Genomic DNA, 18,301 nt, shown 5'->3' on the forward strand with positions numbered 1-18,301 from the left:
CTTGCCTGCGATAGCCATGGGTATCTATGCATCGTGCCGCCCCGCTATTTTCGTAGCTGTCGAGCCCCGGCGGGCTGCGTCAGGTGTGACTCGGTGCTGGGCTGATCTGAGAGCGGTGGTGCGGCCGACGTAGCTGCTACGGCGGTTCCTGCCTTCAAGATGTGTCGATACCTATGCTGCGATAGCATTACCTCGGTAGTCCTGTTACCGGTTTGCCTTTTTCGGCACGATTTTGCGCAAAATCTGCCGCGCCCTGCCAGTCAGCTGTTTCAGCTTCGACTCTTTCTCCGGCGCACTCAGCCCCTGCTGCCTGAGCCAATCCTTCCACCTGATCCGTTCCTCGCGCACCAGCCAACCTTCCTGCTGGGCGAAGCTCTCTGCCAGGTACAAACCCCGCGTACTGGCCGGGTAAAGCTGATCCTTTTTCAAGGTATACAGCTCGGCGCAGGGCTGGCCATCCTTGAGGGGCATCAGGTACAGGTCGGGGCGTTGGCGGTCCAGGCGGGCCACCAGTTGATCACCTTCCAGGCGCTCATCAACATGAAACAGGCTCAGGGACTTGGCCTCTTTCGGCACTTCCAGGCGCAGGTCATAAATCAATTGCAGCGAGGCCGTGGGCAGATGCACATAGGCCTGTGGGCGTTCGATCAGCTGCATATTGGCGCAACGCACTGGGCGGGCGGCGCCGGACAAGGGCGAGAGGCGAAACGGCAGCGCTTCGCGGTAATGCAGGGCGGATGAGTAGGGCGCCGGCAGCCAGGTGTCGTTGAAGCGGCCGCCGAGCCAGCCTTCCGGGGTTTCCAGCAGGCATTCTTCGGCGATTTCCTGGATGGCGGTGTGCAGCGGCAGGTTCAGTTCGTGGGCCGGGACATAGCCGGAGATCAGTTTGAGCACCACGTCGCCGCGATCCTGCCGACGCTGGCGCACCAGCACCCAGTAATTGCGATTCTGCCAATGCAGCGTCAGGCGTACCGACACGCCAAGGTTGGCCAGCTCCAGGGAGAAGCGCTCGGCGTCTGCTACGTCCACCGGCTTGCGTCGTTGCAGGGTCTGGGCGAAGTTGAGCGGCATGCCCACGCTCTGGTAACTCAAGCCTTCGGGGGTGGCTTCGACGAACAGTGGCAGTGTTTTAAAGTTGCTGGGGTTTTTTCTTATGAGCGTTCGCGGCATGTCGGCTCCTCCTTGCGTCGGGGTCGGCCGCGTCGGCGGCATCAGAGTTGGCGAATGACCTTGGCAGCGGTCGCCACGTTATGGGCGAGGTGCAGCGGATTGATGGTCCCGACAATAGCACTGGCCACGCCGGTTTGCGCAAACAACAAGATGAAACTGGCGTGAATTGGATCCATTCCCGATTCAAGGCAGGCGTGACCACTGGCCAGGGCCTTTTTTACCAGGATGCCTTTGCCGTGGGCGGCGGCATAATCGATCACGGCTTTTTCGCCCTGTTCGTTCAGGTTGTAGGTGACCATGGCGCAATCACCCTGTTCCAGAGCCTTCACGCCACCTTCGACGGTTTTGCCGGAGAAGCCGAAACCGCGAATCTTGCCCTCGCGCTTGAGGTCTGCCAGGGTCTGGTAGACCTCACAGTCGTTGAGGATGTGCAGGTCATTGCCGTCGGAATGCACCAGTACCAGATCGATAAAATCCGTTTCCAATCGTTGCAGGCTACGTTCCACGGAAAGGCGGGTGTGGGCGGCGCTGAAGTCATGGCTGGACACGCCATCGGTGAACTCTTCACCGACCTTGCTGACAATCACCCACTCCTGGCGCTGGCCGCGTAACAGCGGCCCCAGGCGCTCTTCGCTGCGCCCGTAGGCGGGCGCGGTGTCGATCAGGTTAATGCCCAGTTCCCGCGCCTGGCGCAGCAGCATTCGCGCCTCGTCGTCGTTCGGAATTTGAAAGCCGTTGGGGTATTTCACGCCTTGGTCACGGCCCAGCTTGACGGTACCCAGACCCAGCGGCGACACCAGCAGGCCAGTGCTGCCCAGCGGGCGGTGAAGGTCATGCAGGGTCGGCAGGGTCATGGCAACAGTTGCTCCCAGGCGGGTTGGGCGATGGTCGGTTTCGGTAGGTCGGGCAGTGTTTGCGCTGGGCCGGGCTTGATGCCGTCACGGTCCAGTGCCTCGATCACGCGATCGGCGAAGTCCGGCGCCAGGGCCAGCTTGGTCGGCCAGCCCACCAGCAGTCGATCCTGCTCGGCAAGGAAGGCGCTGTCCGGCCGGGTCAGACCCGATTGCAAGGGTTCGGCGCGGTCCACGCGCAAGGTGGCCCATTGGGTCTGGCTCATGTCGATCCAGGGCAACAGATGGGCCAGATCTTTTTGCGCAGTGGCAATCTGTTCGGCGGGCGTGCGAGCCACGCCTTCGGCCTCGGCAATATCACCGCCTATGTACCAGACCCAATTGCCATCGGCCGCCGGGTGAGTGGTCACGGTGACGCGCGGCTTGGTGCCGGCGCCCAGGCAGTGGGCGTACAGCGGCTTAAGGCCGGGGCCCTTGGCGATGATCATGTGCAGCGGGCGGCATTGCATGGCCGGCTGGCTCAGTCCCAGTGCGCTCAGTAGATCGGCGGTGCCGGCGCCAGCACTGAGGACGATGCGCTGGGCGCGGATTTCGCGGCCATCGACCTTCAAGCCAACCAATGCGTCATTTTCCAGCAGTGGTTCGATCTGCTGCCCGGCGAGCAAGCCGTCGCCGGCCAATTGCGCCAGGCGTTCGATCAGGCTCGGCACATCCACCACCAACTCGGCCAGGCGATAGACCTTGCCCTTGAAGCGGCGGTCTTGCAGCGCCGGCGGCAGGTCGTCGCCCTTGACCTGATTGACGCGACCACGCACCGCCTTGCTGGCGAAGAAACTGGTGAGATTGCCGGCCAGGGTGCCGGGAGACCATAGATAGTGGGCCTGGGACAGCAGGCGCACGCCGGACAGGTCCAGCTCGCCATTTCCCGCGAGAGCTTCGCCCCAGCGGCGGGGCATGTCGGCGATGGCTTCGGAGGCGCCGGTCAGGACACCGTGCAAGGCGTACTTGGCCCCGCCATGAATAATCCCCTGGGACTTCACACTTTGCCCGCCGCCGAGGGTGGCATTCTCCACCAGTACCGTGGAAAAGCCCTGGCTGCGCAGGCGCGCATTGAGCCAGAGGCCGGCAACTCCGGCGCCGACAATCAGAACGTCGGTGGAAATAACGGATGGCATGGGGCAACCTCAGTGTTCAAGACAAGAGGCTCAGTATACAGACTCATGAAATGGATCTTTGCCCGGGATCAATGCAACACGCTCTCTAATGGCAGACCTGTCGCAGGAGCTATCGAGTGAAACGAGGCTGCGAATTTCGAACCCACTTGAGCCTCAAGTGAAAGATCAGTGCCCCGCCGTTTTCGAAAACAATTGAATCACCACCACCCCCAGTACAATTAGCGCCATCCCCAGCATCGCCGGAATGTCGAGTTTCTGCCCGTAGATAAACAGCGCGGCGATGCTGACCATGACAATACCCATCCCGGCCCACACCGCATAGGCCACGCCCACCGGCACGGTGCGCACTACAAGCGTCAGCATCCAGAACGCCACGCTGTAACCGACGATCACTAGCAGCAGCGGGATCGGTGTGCTGAAGCCCTTGATGGCTTTCATGGAAACAGTAGCGATCACTTCCGAGCAAATGGCAATGGCCAGATAGTAGTAGGCGACGTTCATGGGTAAATCCTCGGTGTGTGGCTTGTTTGATGAGGTCGGCATTCTAGAGACTCTTCAGATGGGGTAAAGTCATTACCTATCTGAATTGAAGATGGGTTAAGCCATGAGTGTGCAGTGGAGCCTGGAACAGATGCGTCTGTTTGTCAGCGTTGCCGAGCAGCGTTCGTTTTCGGCGGTGGCGCGTGACCAGCGCAAGGCGCAATCGGCGGTGAGTAATGGGATTGCGCTGTTGGAGGCGGACCTGGGGGTCAGTCTGTTCGATCGCAGCAGTGGTCGCCAGCCCCGGTTGACCGAAGCCGGAACGGTGTTGCTTGAAGAAGCGCGGGAAGTGTTGCGCCAGTGCGAACGCCTCAATGGTCGTGCCATGTCGTTAATGCGCGGGGAAGAAGCGTGCCTGCGCCTGGCTCAGGACGAGGCCATGCTCTATCAACCGGTACTGGATAGCCTTGAAATCCTGGCGGGAAAATTTCCCAACCTGGAAGTGCAATTGTCCAGCGTCGCCCAAGGTGACGTGGCGCGAAAGTTGGTTGAGCGCAAGGCGGATCTGGGTCTGCTGTTCTACCACGACCAAATCCCCGAAGCCCTTGAGCGGCGAGTAGTAGGCCGCGTGGAAATGGTCACTGTATGCGGCGTCGGACATCCTCTGGCGACGCAAAAGCATGTGCTTTGCCAGCATCTGGCGCAGTTTCGCCAGTTGCTGATGTCCACGCAAACCAGTGTCTACCCCGGCAGTGAGGCCGCAAGTCCTCAAGTGTGGCGCGCCGACAGCTTCTACGTCCTCGCCGAATGGCTGGTGCGTGGCCTGGGTTGGGCCTGGCTACCCCGGCATGTGGTGCAGTATCCGACGTATCAGGACCAGATGGTCGAACTGGACGGCGAATGGACCCCTCCGGCGCTGGTTGTGGAGCTTGTATGGCGCCGCGACGAGCCCCTTGGCCCCGCCGCACGCTTTCTCGCCGAACGTTTTACCGAGTGCTTGCAGGCGATCGACTGAAAAAGCCGATAAACTCCGCCGCCATGAATAGAACTCTCTACAGCTGTCTGTTTTACCTGGCGCTGCCGTTGGTGGCTTTACGTCTTTGGCTGCGGGCGCGCAAGGCCCCGGCCTATGCCAAGCGCGTCAGTGAACGCTTTTCCTATGGGTTGCCGGCGATGCAACCCGGTGGGATCTGGGTGCACGCGGTGTCGGTGGGCGAGAGCATCGCCGCTGCGCCAATGATCCGTGGCCTGCTGCAACGTTATCCACAGCTGCCGATCACCGTCACCTGCATGACGCCCACCGGTTCCGAGCGGATCCAGGCACTGTTTGCCAATGAGCCGCGCATCCAGCATTGCTATCTTCCCTATGACTTGCCGTGCGCCGCAAAGCGGTTTCTGGATCGGGTCCAGCCCAAGCTGGCAGTCATCATGGAAACCGAGTTGTGGCCCAACCATATCCACCAGTGTGCCAAGCGCGGTATCCCCGTGGCATTGGCCAATGCGCGGCTATCGGCCCGTTCGGCCAAGGGCTACGGGCGATTCGCCAAGTTGACTGCGCCGATGCTGGCAGAAATGAGCCTGTTCGCCGTACAGACCGAAACCGAGGCCGAGCGCTTTCGCAGCCTCGGCGCGCGGCCGCAAACCGTCGAAGTCACCGGCTCGATCAAGTTTGACCTGACCATCGATCCACAGCTGTTATTTCGCGCCGCAGAACTGCGCCAGCAATGGCAAACCAGCGAGCGCCCGGTATGGATTGCCGCCAGTACCCACGAAGGCGAGGATGAAGTGGTGCTCGCCGCCCATCGCCAATTGCTTGCCAGCCACCCCGATGCGCTGCTGATCCTGGTGCCGCGCCATCCGGAGCGCTTCAACGCGATGTTCGAGTTGTGCCAGCAGCAAGGCTTAGCCACGGTGCGTCGCTCCAGCGATCAGCCTGTTACGGCAGCCACTTCAGTGTTGCTCGGCGACACCATGGGGGAGTTGCTGTTTCTTTACGCGTTGGCCGATAGCGCTTTTGTCGGCGGTAGCCTGATGCCCAACGGCGGCCACAATCTGCTGGAACCGGCGGCGCTGGGCAAGCCTGTGATCTGTGGCCCGCACCTGTTCAACTTCCTTGAAATCGGGGCAATGATGCGCGAGGCCGGAGCGTTGCAGGAAGTGGATGATGCCGACGGTTTGGCGGTGGCGGTGCAGCGGCTGTTTGAGTTGCCGCGAGATTCACAGAGGATGGCGGAAGCGGGACTCAAGGTGATGCAGGCTAACCAAGGGGCTTTGAAGCGGTTGCTCGATGGGCTTGATCGACTGATCAATCGCTGACCTTGCAGGAGCGAGTTTGCTCGCGATAAACGTTAACGATTACGCGTTCAGTCTGAATAAACGCGGCGTCCTTAAGTTCTTCGCGAGCAAGCTCGCTCCAGGGGCAGTTGCTCAATAACCGGGATTAGCCTTCAATTGCTCGGCAGCCGCCTTGGCCAGATCCGGCGGCAAGAAGTCCTTGTCCGGGTTGTAGTCAGCCTTCAGATACCGCGCCAGGTCCTGCAAGTCCCCCGGATTCAACGTCCCTGCCGCCTGTTTCAGGCGCAGGTTGTCGAGGATGTAGTCATAGCGGCTGTTGTTGTAGTTGCGCACCGAGGTGTACAGCTGGCGCTGGGCATCCAGCACATCAACGATATTGCGCGTGCCCACCTGGTAACCGATTTCCGTAGCTTGCACCGCGCTCTGGTTGGAGATGATCGACTGGCGGCGTGCCTGTACCTGCTCCACATCGGTGTTCACCGCACGGTGCAGGTTGCGGGTGTTTTCTACTACCTGGCGGCGCAGGCCTTCGCGTTGTTGCTCGGTCTGGCCAAGGCGCGAATAGGATTCGCGCACTTGCGAGCTGGTGAGGCCGCCGCTGTACAACGGGATGCTCAGGCGCAGGCCGATGGTGCGTTGCGAGACATCGCCGCCGTAGGCAGTCGGCAGGTTGTTTGGGTTGCTCAGGCCCAGGGCGTCGTTGTCACCCTTCTCGTATTGCGCCACGGCATCGAGGGTCGGCGCGTGGCCGGCCTTGCGTTGCTTGAGGGTTTCTTCAGCGGCGGTGACTGCATAGTTGCTGGCCAGCAAATTCAGGTTCTGTCGGCCTGCGGTGTCGACCCAGGCTTTGGCGTCGTTGGGCAGCGGCGGTAACACCGGCAGCGTATGGACGATGCCCTGAATGGCGTTGTACTGACGGTTGGTCAGGGTGATCAGCGCTTCAAAGGCGTCGTCCACCTGGCGCTGGGCCAGAATCCGGTTGGCCCGCGCCGTGTCGTAGCTGGCCTGGGATTGCAGCACGTCGGTCTTGTCCGACAGGCCGACATCGAAGCGCTCGTTGGACTGGTCCAGTTGACGTTTGAAGGCGGCTTCTTCGGCCTTGGTCGAGGCCAGGTTGTCCTGGGCCCGCAGCACGGCGAAGTAGTTTTCGGCGCTTTGCAGGATCAGGTTCTGTTCGGTGGCCGAGAGTTGCAGCGCCGCCTGTTCGTTGACCGCTTCGGCGGCTTGCAGCTGGAACCAGCGGTCGGCACGGAACAGCGGCTGACTTAGGGTTGCCCGCCAGGAGTGGGCATCGCGATTGGCGGTGGTCGCAGGCTGGTCGATCTGGGTGCGCACATTATTGATGTCGGCGCCGGCCGACAGGTTCGGCAGCAAACCGGCACGGGCCTGGGGCACCACTTCTTTCTGCGCGCCGTATTGGGCGCGGGCGGCGGCCAGGTCGGCGTTGTTGTCCACTGCTTCCTGATAGACGCTGACCAGGTCGGTTTTGGTCGACAAGGGCGCTTCAGCTGCCCAGACCATTCCATTGGTCGCACAAGACACGGCAAGAGCCAGTGAGAGTTTGCGCAGCATGAGGCGATCCCTAGAGTAAATATTACGGCGATAATTTTGAGCCCAAGGCTACGACGAGCGATTCGCAGCGTCAAGGCGTTGAGACAGTAGCCGAGTGTAGTGGTCGCAACACCACGCAACAATCCTGTAATTGCGCCATTCATCACGCTGAATGCACCGCTATTGGTAATTTGCCTGCTCCATGGTCTAGACTGGCCGCGTTCTTGTCGGGGTGCCTTGCTATGAGGCTGAGATCGGTAAATACCGGATCCCGTTGAACCTGATCAGGTTAGCGCCTGCGTAGGGAACAAGATTTCTCGTCACCCGGCGAGTCCTCTTGTGCTTCGTCCGGGATGTTGTTCGACAATCGAACAGCCCTCGTGCGCCAAGCACAGCACTTATTTACAGTGCGCCCATCCGTCACAGGTTCACTCCGACAAAAATCCACTGCCTGGATGTGTCTGGAGAGCCCGTGATGAGTACAAAACTAAAAAACACCGTGCATTTGAGTGAATCGGCCAAGGTCGATCAGCAATCAGTACAGCCGTTTACCCGCTCGCAAAAAATCTACGTCCAGGGCACACGCCCGGACATTCGCGTGCCGATGCGCGAAGTCAGCCTCGACGTGACCCCCACCGACCTCGGCGGCGAAATCAATGCCCCCGTGGTGGTCTACGACACCTCCGGCCCCTACACCGACCCCAACGTCATCATCGATGTGCGCAAAGGCCTGTGCGACGTGCGCTCACCGTGGATCGAATCCCGTGGCGACACCGAGCGCCTGGCCGGCCTGAGTTCCAACTTCGGCCAGCAGCGCCTGAGCGATGCCGAGCTGACTGCCCTGCGCTTCGCCCACGTGAAGAACCCGCGCCGGGCCAAGGCCGGGGCCAATGTCACGCAGATGCACTACGCCCGCCAAGGCATCATCACCGCCGAGATGGAATACGTCGCCATCCGCGAAAACATGAAGCTGGAAGAAGCCCGTGCCGCAGGCCTTTTGGACCAGCAACACGCCGGCCACAGCTTCGGCGCCAGCGTGCCGAAAATCATCACACCTGAATTTGTGTGCGAAGAAATCGCCCGTGGCCGGGCAATTATTCCGGCGAACATCAATCACACTGAACTGGAACCGATGATCATCGGCCGTAACTTCCTGGTGAAGATCAACGGCAACATCGGCAACAGCGCTCTGGGTTCGTCAATCGAAGAAGAAGTGGCGAAATTGACCTGGGGCATTCGCTGGGGTTCGGACACGGTGATGGACCTGTCCACCGGCAAGCACATCCACGAAACCCGCGAGTGGATCATCCGCAACTCGCCGGTGCCGATCGGTACTGTGCCGATCTACCAGGCCCTGGAAAAAGTCGGCGGCGCGGCTGAAGACCTGACCTGGGAGCTGTTTCGCGACACCCTGATCGAACAGGCCGAGCAGGGCGTCGACTACTTCACCATCCACGCAGGCGTCTTGTTGCGCTATGTACCGCTGACCGCCAAACGCGTTACTGGCATTGTTTCCCGTGGCGGTTCGATCATGGCCAAGTGGTGTCTGGCCCACCACAAAGAGAACTTCACCTACACCCATTTCGACGAAATCTGCGAAATCATGAAGGCCTACGACGTCAGCTTCTCCCTCGGGGATGGCCTGCGTCCGGGCTCGATTGCCGACGCCAACGACGCCGCGCAATTTGGCGAGCTGGAAACCCTAGGCGAGCTGACCAAGATCGCCTGGAAGCACGACGTGCAAACCATGATCGAAGGCCCCGGCCACGTGCCGATGCAACTGATCAAGGAGAACATGGACAAGCAGCTGGAGTGCTGCGACGAGGCGCCGTTCTACACCCTCGGCCCGCTGACCACCGACATTGCACCGGGTTATGACCACATCACCTCCGGCATTGGTGCGGCGATGATCGGCTGGTTCGGTTGCGCCATGCTCTGCTACGTCACGCCCAAGGAACACCTGGGTTTGCCGAACAAGGATGACGTCAAGACAGGGATCATCACCTACAAGATCGCGGCCCACGCGGCGGACTTGGCCAAGGGGCATCCGGGAGCGCAGATCCGCGATAACGCGTTGAGCAAGGCGCGCTTCGAGTTCCGCTGGGAAGACCAGTTCAACCTGGGCCTGGACCCGGACACCGCGCGTTCGTACCACGATGAAACCCTGCCGAAGGATTCGGCCAAGGTCGCGCATTTCTGCTCGATGTGTGGGCCGAAATTCTGCTCGATGAAGATCACCCAGGAAGTGCGTGAGTACGCAGCTAACCAACTGATCGAGGCAGTGGATGTGGATGTCGCCAAAGGGTTGGCGGAGCAGGCGGAGCGGTTCAAGCAGGAAGGTAGTCAGCTGTACAAAAAGGTTTAAGCGCCAAGCTGCAAGTTAGAAGCAGGTGCAAACCCGTTTTTGCTTGCAGCTTAAGGCTTGCAGCTTGTAGCTATCATCCCTCTGAGATAACACCCTTGAGCATTCAACCCAGCACCTATTCCCCAGACATCGCAGTGCCGGCTGACAAGCGCGTCTTCGGTGCCCGCGATCTCTTTTCCCTATGGTTCTCCCTCGGCATCGGCCTGATGGTTCTGCAAACTGGCGCGCTGTTGGCGCCGGGCCTGGGATTGTCCGGTTCGCTGCTGGCCATTTTCCTCGGCACTCTGGTTGGCGTGCTGTTGCTGGCCGCCGTCGGCGTGATCGGCAGCGACACCGGCCTGTCCTCCATGGCCGCTCTCAAACTCAGCCTGGGCACAAAAGGCGCAAGCCTTCCGGCGCTGTTGAACCTGCTACAGCTGATCGGCTGGGGCTCGTTTGAAATTATCGTGATGCGCGATGCTGCGAGTCTGTTAGGCACTCGGGCGTTCAGCGAAGGCAGCCTGTTGGCTAGCCCGTTGCTCTGGACTCTATTCTTTGGCGGGCTCGCCACCTTGCTGGCCGTCTGCGGTCCGCTGACCTTCGTGCGGCAGATCCTGCGCAAGTGGGGCATCTGGCTACTGTTGGCCGCCTGCCTGTGGCTGACCTGGAACCTGTTCGCCAAAGCTGACCTGGCCACACTTTGGGCCCAGGTCGGCGACGGTTCGCTGCCGTTTGCCGTGGGCTTTGATATTGCCATCGCCATGCCGTTGTCCTGGCTGCCGCTGATCGCCGATTACTCGCGTTTCGGCAAGCGGGCGAAAAATGTCTTTGGCGGTACGGCCCTGGGCTTTTTTATCGGTAACTTCTGGCTGATGAGCCTGGGCGTGGCCTACACCCTGGCGTTCGCACCGAGTGGTGAAGTAAACGCCTTGTTGCTGGCCTTGGCCGGGGCAGGCCTGGGGATTCCGCTGTTGCTGATTCTTCTGGATGAATCGGAAAATGCCTTCGCTGATATTCACTCGGCGGCGGTGTCCAGCGGGATTCTGTTGCGCTTGAAAGTCGAGCACCTGGCGTTGGCCATCGGCGTCATCTGCACGCTGATCGCCTGCTTCGCGCCGCTGGCCCAGTACCAGAACTTCCTGCTGTTGATCGGCTCGGTATTCGCGCCGCTGTTTGGCGTGGTGCTGGTGGATCACTTCATCTTGCGTCGCCGAGGCTCAGCGGCGGTTGCAAGCCTGCGTTGGCCGGCGCTGCTGGCTTGGCTCGGCGGTATCAGCACCTATCACTTGCTGGCCAATCTCTATCCAGACATCGGCGCCACCCTGCCAGCGCTGGTGCTGGCAGGGCTGCTGCAATTTATCCTCGGCCGGGCCTTCAGTGGCGCACGGGCACCAGTTCGGGCTTGATGATGTCATCCAGGCGCGAGTAGGGGATTTGCAGTTCGACATGGCCCATGGCGTATGGGGCGATGGTGGTGGTGGGGTACTTGAGGATTACGCCACCATAGGTCAGCGCCACGTTCGGGGTTTTCTGGAATGGCCAGGTTTTCACGTAGTCCGGTTCCAGGCCCAGGCGGGTGCTGATCAGCCAGCTGTTGTGGGCCACTTGTGCGGCCTTCCAGAACGCCTCTTCCTTGCCGGGTAACAGCATGTCCGGCAGGGTCAAGGCTTTCTGCTGCTGGCGCGAGTAGTTGATAAACCCACGGCCCGGGTCGCCATGGGCGCCGCCGGTGTCCAGGTAACTGGACAACTCGATGATCACCAAGCCGTCATGCTGCTCCCGTACCTTGGCTTGCAAATACATGCTGTTGCGTGGGCCGGATGTGCGCAGGAACTGCTCACGATAGGCCGCAAGGGTCGTTGGCAGCGCTGCGCCCGGCGTGGTGCGGGTCATCTCCAGTAAACGCTGCTCGATCAATCCATCCAACTTGGGCTCTTTGGCGAAATGCACCGTGTCGATGTTCACCAGCGGGCAGTCGGCAGTGGCGCAACCGGGTTGGGTTTGCTCAGAGGCGTCACGAGTGGTTTCCAGTGGCGCGCGATAGCTGGGCTGGAACAGGCTCTGGCAAGCGCCGAGGGTCAATGCAATACAGGCCACGGAGGCGACTTTTAAAAGCGACATGTGCGTCCTTCATAAATCGGAGAAGAGCGAAAGATATGGGGCTTCGACTGCCAACATTGCAGTCAGTTCGCCACTAAGCTGAATACAGTGAGTTTGACGCCAGCCGTCTATCCCGGCAACCGGAAAGGGGCTGCACCCATAGGCGCGAGCGCGTTAGGATGGCGCGATGCCGAGGCTAGCCTCGAAACCGCACGGCTATAAACGAGGGTTGATATGACGGACATTGCGAAATCGACGCCGAGCAAGATAGAGATCGTTCAGCGCGACAATGCCTACCAGGGCTTCTACAAGCTTGATCACGTGCAACTGCGCCATGAGCTATTCGAGGGTGGCATGAGCCGGGTGATCAGCCGTGAAGTCTTCGTCCGTCATGATGCGGTGTGCGTGCTGCCTTACGATCCGCAGCGCGATGAAGTGGTACTGATCGAGCAATTTCGTGTCGGCGCCATGGGTCGGACCAACAACCCGTGGCTGGTGGAGATGGTTGCCGGCCTGATCGACAAGGACGAGCAACCGGAGGAGGTTGCGCACCGCGAAGCCGAGGAGGAAGCTGGGTTGACCTTCTCCGCGCTGTGGCCGATCACTAAATATTTCCCGTCGCCGGGTGGCAGCACCGAATACGTTCACCTGTTCCTGGGACGTTGCGAGAGTGCTGGGGCCGGTGGCGTCCACGGGCTTGAAGAAGAAGCAGAGGACATCCGCGTCACTGTCTGGGCCTTCGAAGACGCTTTGCAAGCGGTACGTGACGGCAAAATTTCCAATGCAGCCAGCATTATCGCCCTGCAATGGCTTGCGCTTAATCGCGCAGAAGTGAGGGGGTTATGGCAGTAAAGGCACGAGAACGTTATCGAGTTGACCTGGTCGGGTTGCAAGCAGCTTGCGAGGCCAACTATGCACGGCTGATGCGGCTGCTCCCGGACATGCGTCACGCCCCCGAGGCGCGGCGCATTGCCGTGACCCACGGCGACCAGATGCTCGGCGTGCTGGCCCTGGAAGTGCTGCTGACCTGCCCGTACACCACCACCCTGCGGGTGCGCCAGGAACACAGCCTGCCGTGGTTGCCGGTGCCGCAACTGGAAGTTCAGGTGTATCACGATGCGCGAATGGCCGAAGTGGTCAGTGCCGAGCATGCGCGGCGCTTTCGCAGCATCTATCCTTACCCTAATGTGTTCATGCACCAGCCCGATGAGAAAGCACAGCTCAATGTGTTCCTCGGTGAATGGTTGAGCCACTGCCTAGCCCTGGGCCATGAGTTTGAAGTCGTTCGGTAGATGTGAACTGCGCCCTATTCACGGGTTTCCTCTTTGTGTCCTGCCCCAGCATAATTGCGCCAAATGTCCATTCCTGTGATCACGCCCTGGGAGAACGCCTTGCCGAGCGTATCCGCCTTGAATCCTGACGCTTCGGCGTTGCTGGTGCAGTTGTCCGACAGCCATCTGTTTGCCGAGGCCGATAGTACGCTGCTGGGCATGAACAGCCGCGACAGTCTGCAACGGGTGATCGACCTGGTGCGGGCTCAACAACCGCAGATTGATCTGTTGCTGGCTACCGGTGACCTGTCCCAGGACGGCACACTGGAGTCTTACCAACAGTTTCGCGACATGACCCGGCAGGTTTCGGCGCCGGCGCGCTGGATTCCAGGCAATCACGACGAGCCGCACATCATGCTGCAGGCAACGGTGAACAGCGCGTTGCTGGAGCCGGTGGTGGATGTGGGCAACTGGCGAGTCACCTTGCTGGACTCGGCGGTGCCGGGCTCCGTGCCGGGTTACTTGCAGGATCGGCAGCTGCAATTGCTGGCGCGATCCTTGAGTGAAGCGCCGAGCCGCCATCACCTGGTGTGCTTGCACCATCACCCGGTGTCCATCGGCTGCGCGTGGATGGAGCCCATCGGGCTGCGTAATCCCGAGGCACTGTTTGCCGTGCTGGACCGTTTCCCTCAGGTGAAGGCGCTGCTTTGGGGTCATGTGCATCAGGAAATCGACCGCGAACGCAATGGCGTGCGCTTGCTGGCGTCGCCGTCCACCTGTATCCAATTCGCTCCCGGCAGCGAGGACTTCAAGGTCAGCGAAGAGGCGCCAGGCTATCGCTGGTTGCGCCTGCATGCCGACGGACGGCTTGAAACCGGCGTTGAACGCGTCGAAGGCTTTGAGTTTCAGGTGGATTACGGTAGCAACGGCTACTGAGGTTTCCCTGTAAACTGCGTCTCTTTGGCTGAAGCATGGAGAGCCTGGCATGCCCGCTTCGATCTTGTATATCCACGGCTTCAATAGCGCGCCTGCGTCCAACAAGGCCAGCCAACTGATCACCGTAATGGGCAGCCTCGGTCTGGCTGATCAGCTGCGGGTACCGGCCCTGCATCACCACCCCCGCCAGGCTATCGCCCAGCTGGAGCAGGCGATCAGCGAGCTGGGGCGGCCACTGCTGGTCGGCAGCTCACTCGGCGGCTACTATGCAACCCATCTTGCCGAACGCCATGGCCTCAACGCCTTGCTGGTCAACCCGGCCGTCAGCCCGCATCGGATGTTCGACGGTTACCTGGGCACCCAGAAGAACCTCTACACCGATGAGAGCTGGGAACTGACCCACGATCACGTGGCGGCCCTGGCCGAGCTGGAAGTCCCGGCGCCCCAGGATGCCCAGCGTTATCAGGTGTGGTTGCAGACCGGCGACGAAACTCTGGATTATCGCCACGCCCAGCAGTATTACCGGGCCTGTGCCTTGCGCATCCAGGCCGGTGGCGACCATGGTTACCAGGGTTTTGCCCAACAGTTGCCGGCGCTGTTGAGTTTTGCCGGCATTGGCGCAGATCAGTATCAATCCTTCGATTTTTTAGCACTTTGAAATCGCAGGTTACTTTTTAATCGAACGACTCACTACGAGACCCCATGGCCACTCCCAGCGCTAGCTCTTATAACGCCGACGCCATCGAAGTCCTCTCGGGCCTCGACCCGGTGCGCAAACGTCCCGGTATGTACACCGACACCAGTCGGCCGAACCACCTTGCCCAGGAAGTCATCGACAACAGCGTCGACGAAGCCTTGGCCGGGCACGCCAAGTCGGTACAAGTCATCCTCCACGCCGACCACTCCCTGGAAGTCAGCGACGATGGTCGCGGCATGCCGGTGGACATTCACCCGGAAGAGGGAGTGTCGGGCGTCGAGCTGATCCTCACCAAGCTCCATGCTGGCGGCAAGTTCTCCAACAAAAACTACCAGTTCTCCGGCGGCTTGCACGGTGTGGGCATTTCCGTGGTCAACGCCCTGTCCCATCACGTACGGGTCAAGGTCAAGCGCGACGGCAACGAATACCAGATGACCTTCGCCGATGGCTACAAGGCCACCGACCTGGAAGTGATCGGCACCGTCGGCAAGCGCAACACCGGGACCAGCGTGTACTTCGTTCCGGACCCGAAATACTTCGATTCACCCAAATTCTCTATCAGCCGCCTCAAGCACGTACTCAAGGCCAAGGCTGTTCTGTGCCCGGGCCTGCTGGTCAGCTTCGAAGACAAAGGCACCGGCGAGAAAATCGAGTGGCACTACGAAGACGGCCTGCGCTCCTACCTGGAAGATTCGGTCTGCGAGTTCGAACGCCTGCCCAACGAGCCGTTCTGCGGCAGCCTGTCTGGTAATAAAGAGGCCGTGGATTGGGCCTTGCTGTGGTTGCCCGAAGGCGGTGACAGCGTTCAGGAAAGCTACGTCAACCTGATCCCTACCGCTCAAGGCGGCACCCACGTCAATGGTTTGCGCCAAGGCCTGCTGGATGCCATGCGCGAGTTCTGCGAATACCGCAGCCTGTTGCCGCGGGGCGTGAAGCTGGCACCAGAAGACGTCTGGGAGCGGATCGCTTTCGTCCTGTCGATGAAAATGCAGGAGCCGCAATTCTCCGGCCAAACCAAGGAGCGTCTGTCGTCCCGTGAAGCCGCAGCGTTTGTCTCTGGTGTGGTCAAGGACGCCTTCAGCCTGTGGCTCAACGAGCACCCGGAACTGGGCCTGGCCCTGGCGGAACTGGCGATCAACAACGCGGGCCGTCGTCTCAAGGCCAGCAAAAAGGTCGAACGCAAGCGCATCACCCAGGGGCCGGCACTGCCCGGCAAACTGGCTGATTGTGCCGGGCAAGACCCTATGCGTTCCGAGCTGTTCCTGGTGGAAGGTGATTCCGCCGGCGGTTCGGCCAAGCAGGCGCGGGACAAGGAGTTCCAGGCGATCCTGCCGCTGCGGGGCAAGATCCTCAACACCTGGGAAGTCGACGGCAGCGAAGTGCTGGCCAGCCAGGAAGTACACAACATTGCCGTGGCCATCGGTGTCGATCCTGGCTCGGCGGACATTGCCCAACTGCGCTATGGCAAGATCTGCATCCTCGCCGATGCCGACTCCGACGGCCTGCACATCGCCACGCTGCTGTGTGCGCTGTTCGTCCAGCATTTCCGCCCGCTGGTGGATGCCGGTCACATCTATGTCGCCATGCCGCCGCTGTACCGCATCGACCAGGGTAAGGAGATTTTCTACGCGCTGGACGAATCTGAGCGCGATGGCATCCTTGATCGCCTGGTGGCCGAGAAAAAACGCGGCAAACCACAGGTCACCCGATTCAAGGGCTTGGGTGAAATGAACCCGCCGCAACTGCGGGAAACCACCATGGACCCCAATACCCGGCGCCTGGTGCAGTTGACCCTGGAAGACTTCGCTGCCACGTCGGAAATGATGGACATGCTGCTGGCGAAGAAACGCGCGCCGGACCGCAAGAGCTGGCTGGAGTCCAAGGGCAACCTCGCCGAGGTACTGGGCTGATGCGCAGCGGTTTCGCCCTGGCGATACTGTTGTTGAGCGGGTTGGCGGCAACGATGGTGGTCGCGGCGCCTGTGGCTGAGCTCAAACTGTTGTCCGAACACCCGGTGGAGGGCATGCGCGGCGGTAACCTGTCGGGCCTGGCCTTGTGCGGCCAGGAGTTGTGGACGGTATCCGATCGCGACGATGAGCAAATCTACCGGCTCGATACCCGCGCCGATGTCTGGCAGGCCGAAACGGTAAAGATCGACGTACCGCCAGTGCCCGAATCTGGATTGCCCTGGGGCCTGCGCTCACGTACCAAGGCCGTGTCGTTCATTCGCGGTGGCGACCTGGATTTTGAAGGCATTAGCTGCGATGCCGCCGGCAATCGCTACATTGTCAGCGAAGCCCATGCGGCGGTGCTGCAAGTACCTGCGAGCGGCGCCTCCGAATGGTTGAAAATCGCCCCTGGCATGGTTCGTGAAGCCCGCGCCAGCGGTATGTTGCTGCACTTCAATGCGTTGTTCGAAGGCCTGGCGGTTAACCCCGAAGGCAATCAGATCTGGCTGGCGGCCGAGCGTGAGCGCCGGGGTTTGATCTCGATCAAGCGCCCGCAAAGCCTTTGGGATTGTGATGGGCCTTGTGTGTTGTTGAGCGAGGCCGGCCAGGAAATGCAACCGGCTCAGTTCCCGGGTGCCAAGGCGGTGTCTAAGGACTTTGCCGACCTGGCGCTGTTCAATGGCAAGCTGTTTACCCTGGAGCGCAATGCGTTCCAGATCTGCCGCCGGGATGCGGTGACCGCCCAGGTCGAGTTGTGCTGGTCGTTTGCCGACGAAGCCCTCACGCCGAGTCGGCGTTATGCACAGGCCTATGGCTTGGCGGAGGCTTTGTTGGTGGACGCCGACGGCGCATGGGTTGGCATCGACAATAATTTCGGCGCCCGCGCCGATGGTGAAAAGAGGCCGATGGTCTATCGTTTTTCCGCCCCTGTCGGTGGCTGGAGTGCCAAGCCATGAGCCAGCAGCCCCCCGGCAAGCGTGCCGGACGTGTGTTGATGTTTGTGGCCTGGGGTGCCGGGCTGTTTTTGGCGACACGGTTTTTTGGGCAGTGGGAAGCGCGTCAGGAAAACCCCAATGCCGTGGTCACCTCCGAGCAACATGAGGGTTATATAGAAGTGAAACTGGTCGGCAACGGCCAGGGGCATTTCGTTGCCAGCGGTCAGATCAACGGCCAGCCGGTGAATTTCATGCTCGACACCGGCGCCACTGATGTGGCGGTGCCGGCCGAACTGGCTGAGCGCTTGGGGTTGAAGCGGGGCTTGTCGGTGACCTTGAGCACTGCCAACGGTCGCAGCCAGGGCTATCGCACCCACCTCGATCGCCTGCAGTTGGGCGATATCGTCCTGCGGGACGTCCGCGCACTGGTGGCGCCGGGGCTGGGTGGCGAGCAAGTGTTGTTGGGCATGAGCGCATTGAAACAACTTGAATTTACCCAGCGTGGCGGCACCTTGCTGCTGCGCCAGACCAAACAATGATGAGGCCC

At 60.8% G+C, this 18,301-nt stretch carries 17 protein-coding genes and 1 riboswitch; of the genes, 11 read left to right on the plus strand and 6 right to left on the minus strand.

Annotated features, from left to right (window positions below):
* Positions 1-204: 204 nt before the first annotated feature.
* The 4 genes from AAEZ06_RS09700 to AAEZ06_RS09715 all read right to left on the minus strand — a co-directional run bounded on the left by AAEZ06_RS09700 (position 205) and on the right by AAEZ06_RS09715 (position 3,697).
* Complete coding sequence (locus tag AAEZ06_RS09700; protein WP_149411187.1) at positions 205-1,170, minus strand: metal ABC transporter ATPase; 966 nt, start codon at positions 1,168-1,170, stop codon at positions 205-207.
* Positions 1,171-1,211: 41 nt separating this feature from the next.
* Positions 1,212-2,024, minus strand: coding sequence for an aldo/keto reductase (locus AAEZ06_RS09705; protein WP_149411186.1), 813 nt, complete (start codon positions 2,022-2,024; stop codon positions 1,212-1,214).
* A complete protein-coding gene (locus AAEZ06_RS09710; protein ID WP_149411185.1) occupies positions 2,021-3,196 on the minus strand; it encodes an NAD(P)/FAD-dependent oxidoreductase in 1,176 nt (391 codons plus the stop codon). Before AAEZ06_RS09710 ends, AAEZ06_RS09705 begins: the two co-directional genes overlap by 4 nt.
* Positions 3,197-3,361: 165 nt before the next feature.
* Positions 3,362-3,697, minus strand: coding sequence for a DMT family transporter (locus AAEZ06_RS09715; protein WP_149411184.1), 336 nt, complete (start codon positions 3,695-3,697; stop codon positions 3,362-3,364).
* Positions 3,698-3,800: 103 nt separating this feature from the next.
* On the opposite strand from AAEZ06_RS09715, the gene AAEZ06_RS09720 reads away from it, so the two are divergent.
* Both AAEZ06_RS09720 and waaA read left to right on the plus strand, forming a co-directional pair.
* The gene (locus AAEZ06_RS09720; protein ID WP_149411183.1) at positions 3,801-4,691 is read left to right on the plus strand and encodes a LysR family transcriptional regulator; all 891 of its coding nucleotides are present in this window, start codon (positions 3,801-3,803) and stop codon (positions 4,689-4,691) included.
* A 23-nt stretch (positions 4,692-4,714) separates the two neighbouring features.
* Entirely contained in the window at positions 4,715-5,992 is a 1,278-nt protein-coding gene (gene waaA / locus AAEZ06_RS09725; protein ID WP_149411182.1) for a lipid IV(A) 3-deoxy-D-manno-octulosonic acid transferase, read from the plus strand.
* A 111-nt stretch (positions 5,993-6,103) separates the two neighbouring features.
* On the opposite strand, the gene AAEZ06_RS09730 is transcribed toward waaA, so the two are convergent.
* Positions 6,104-7,543 (minus strand): TolC family outer membrane protein, encoded by a 1,440-nt coding sequence (locus AAEZ06_RS09730; RefSeq protein WP_149411181.1) that lies wholly within the window; start codon positions 7,541-7,543, stop codon positions 6,104-6,106.
* Positions 7,544-7,740: 197 nt separating this feature from the next.
* Positions 7,741-7,846, plus strand: a riboswitch (TPP riboswitch).
* Between the two features lie 151 nt (positions 7,847-7,997).
* Between AAEZ06_RS09730 and thiC the strand changes: the two genes are divergently transcribed.
* Together thiC and cytX are read left to right on the plus strand one after the other, a co-directional pair.
* Positions 7,998-9,887: a phosphomethylpyrimidine synthase ThiC gene (gene thiC, locus AAEZ06_RS09735; protein ID WP_149411180.1), complete on the plus strand. Its 1,890-nt coding sequence runs from the start codon at positions 7,998-8,000 to the stop codon at positions 9,885-9,887.
* 95 nt (positions 9,888-9,982) lie between these two features.
* Positions 9,983-11,272 carry a putative hydroxymethylpyrimidine transporter CytX gene (gene cytX, locus AAEZ06_RS09740; RefSeq protein ID WP_149411179.1) on the plus strand — a complete coding sequence of 430 codons (1,290 nt, stop codon included), beginning with the start codon at positions 9,983-9,985 and terminating at the stop codon, positions 11,270-11,272.
* Here cytX and AAEZ06_RS09745 read toward each other — a convergent pair.
* A complete protein-coding gene (locus AAEZ06_RS09745) occupies positions 11,241-11,987 on the minus strand; it encodes an RsiV family protein (protein WP_149411178.1) in 747 nt (248 codons plus the stop codon). The genes cytX and AAEZ06_RS09745 overlap by 32 nt on opposite strands.
* Before the next feature lie 213 nt (positions 11,988-12,200).
* On the opposite strand from AAEZ06_RS09745, the gene AAEZ06_RS09750 reads away from it, so the two are divergent.
* The 7 genes from AAEZ06_RS09750 to AAEZ06_RS09780 all read left to right on the plus strand — a co-directional run bounded on the left by AAEZ06_RS09750 (position 12,201) and on the right by AAEZ06_RS09780 (position 18,293).
* Entirely contained in the window at positions 12,201-12,818 is a 618-nt protein-coding gene (locus AAEZ06_RS09750) for an NUDIX domain-containing protein (protein WP_350614058.1), read from the plus strand.
* Entirely contained in the window at positions 12,809-13,258 is a 450-nt protein-coding gene (locus AAEZ06_RS09755) for a DUF1249 domain-containing protein (RefSeq protein ID WP_133101399.1), read from the plus strand. The genes AAEZ06_RS09750 and AAEZ06_RS09755 overlap by 10 nt, the downstream gene beginning before the upstream one ends.
* 99 nt (positions 13,259-13,357) lie before the next feature.
* Complete coding sequence (gene cpdA / locus AAEZ06_RS09760) at positions 13,358-14,173, plus strand: 3',5'-cyclic-AMP phosphodiesterase (protein ID WP_350614060.1); 816 nt, start codon at positions 13,358-13,360, stop codon at positions 14,171-14,173.
* 49 nt (positions 14,174-14,222) lie between these two features.
* Positions 14,223-14,831, plus strand: a complete 609-nt coding sequence (locus tag AAEZ06_RS09765) for a YqiA/YcfP family alpha/beta fold hydrolase (protein ID WP_350614062.1) — start codon at positions 14,223-14,225, stop codon at positions 14,829-14,831.
* A 44-nt stretch (positions 14,832-14,875) separates the two neighbouring features.
* Positions 14,876-16,780 carry a DNA topoisomerase IV subunit B gene (parE, locus tag AAEZ06_RS09770; protein ID WP_149411174.1) on the plus strand — a complete coding sequence of 635 codons (1,905 nt, stop codon included), beginning with the start codon at positions 14,876-14,878 and terminating at the stop codon, positions 16,778-16,780.
* Positions 16,780-17,775: an esterase-like activity of phytase family protein gene (locus tag AAEZ06_RS09775; protein WP_350614065.1), complete on the plus strand. Its 996-nt coding sequence runs from the start codon at positions 16,780-16,782 to the stop codon at positions 17,773-17,775. Before parE ends, AAEZ06_RS09775 begins: the two co-directional genes overlap by 1 nt.
* Complete coding sequence (locus AAEZ06_RS09780; protein ID WP_149411172.1) at positions 17,772-18,293, plus strand: retropepsin-like aspartic protease family protein; 522 nt, start codon at positions 17,772-17,774, stop codon at positions 18,291-18,293. Before AAEZ06_RS09775 ends, AAEZ06_RS09780 begins: the two co-directional genes overlap by 4 nt.
* Positions 18,294-18,301: the final 8 nt, after the last annotated feature.

It is taken from the genome of Pseudomonas sp. HY7a-MNA-CIBAN-0227, assembly GCF_040310325.1.
Taxonomy (GTDB): Bacteria; Pseudomonadota; Gammaproteobacteria; order Pseudomonadales; family Pseudomonadaceae; genus Aquipseudomonas.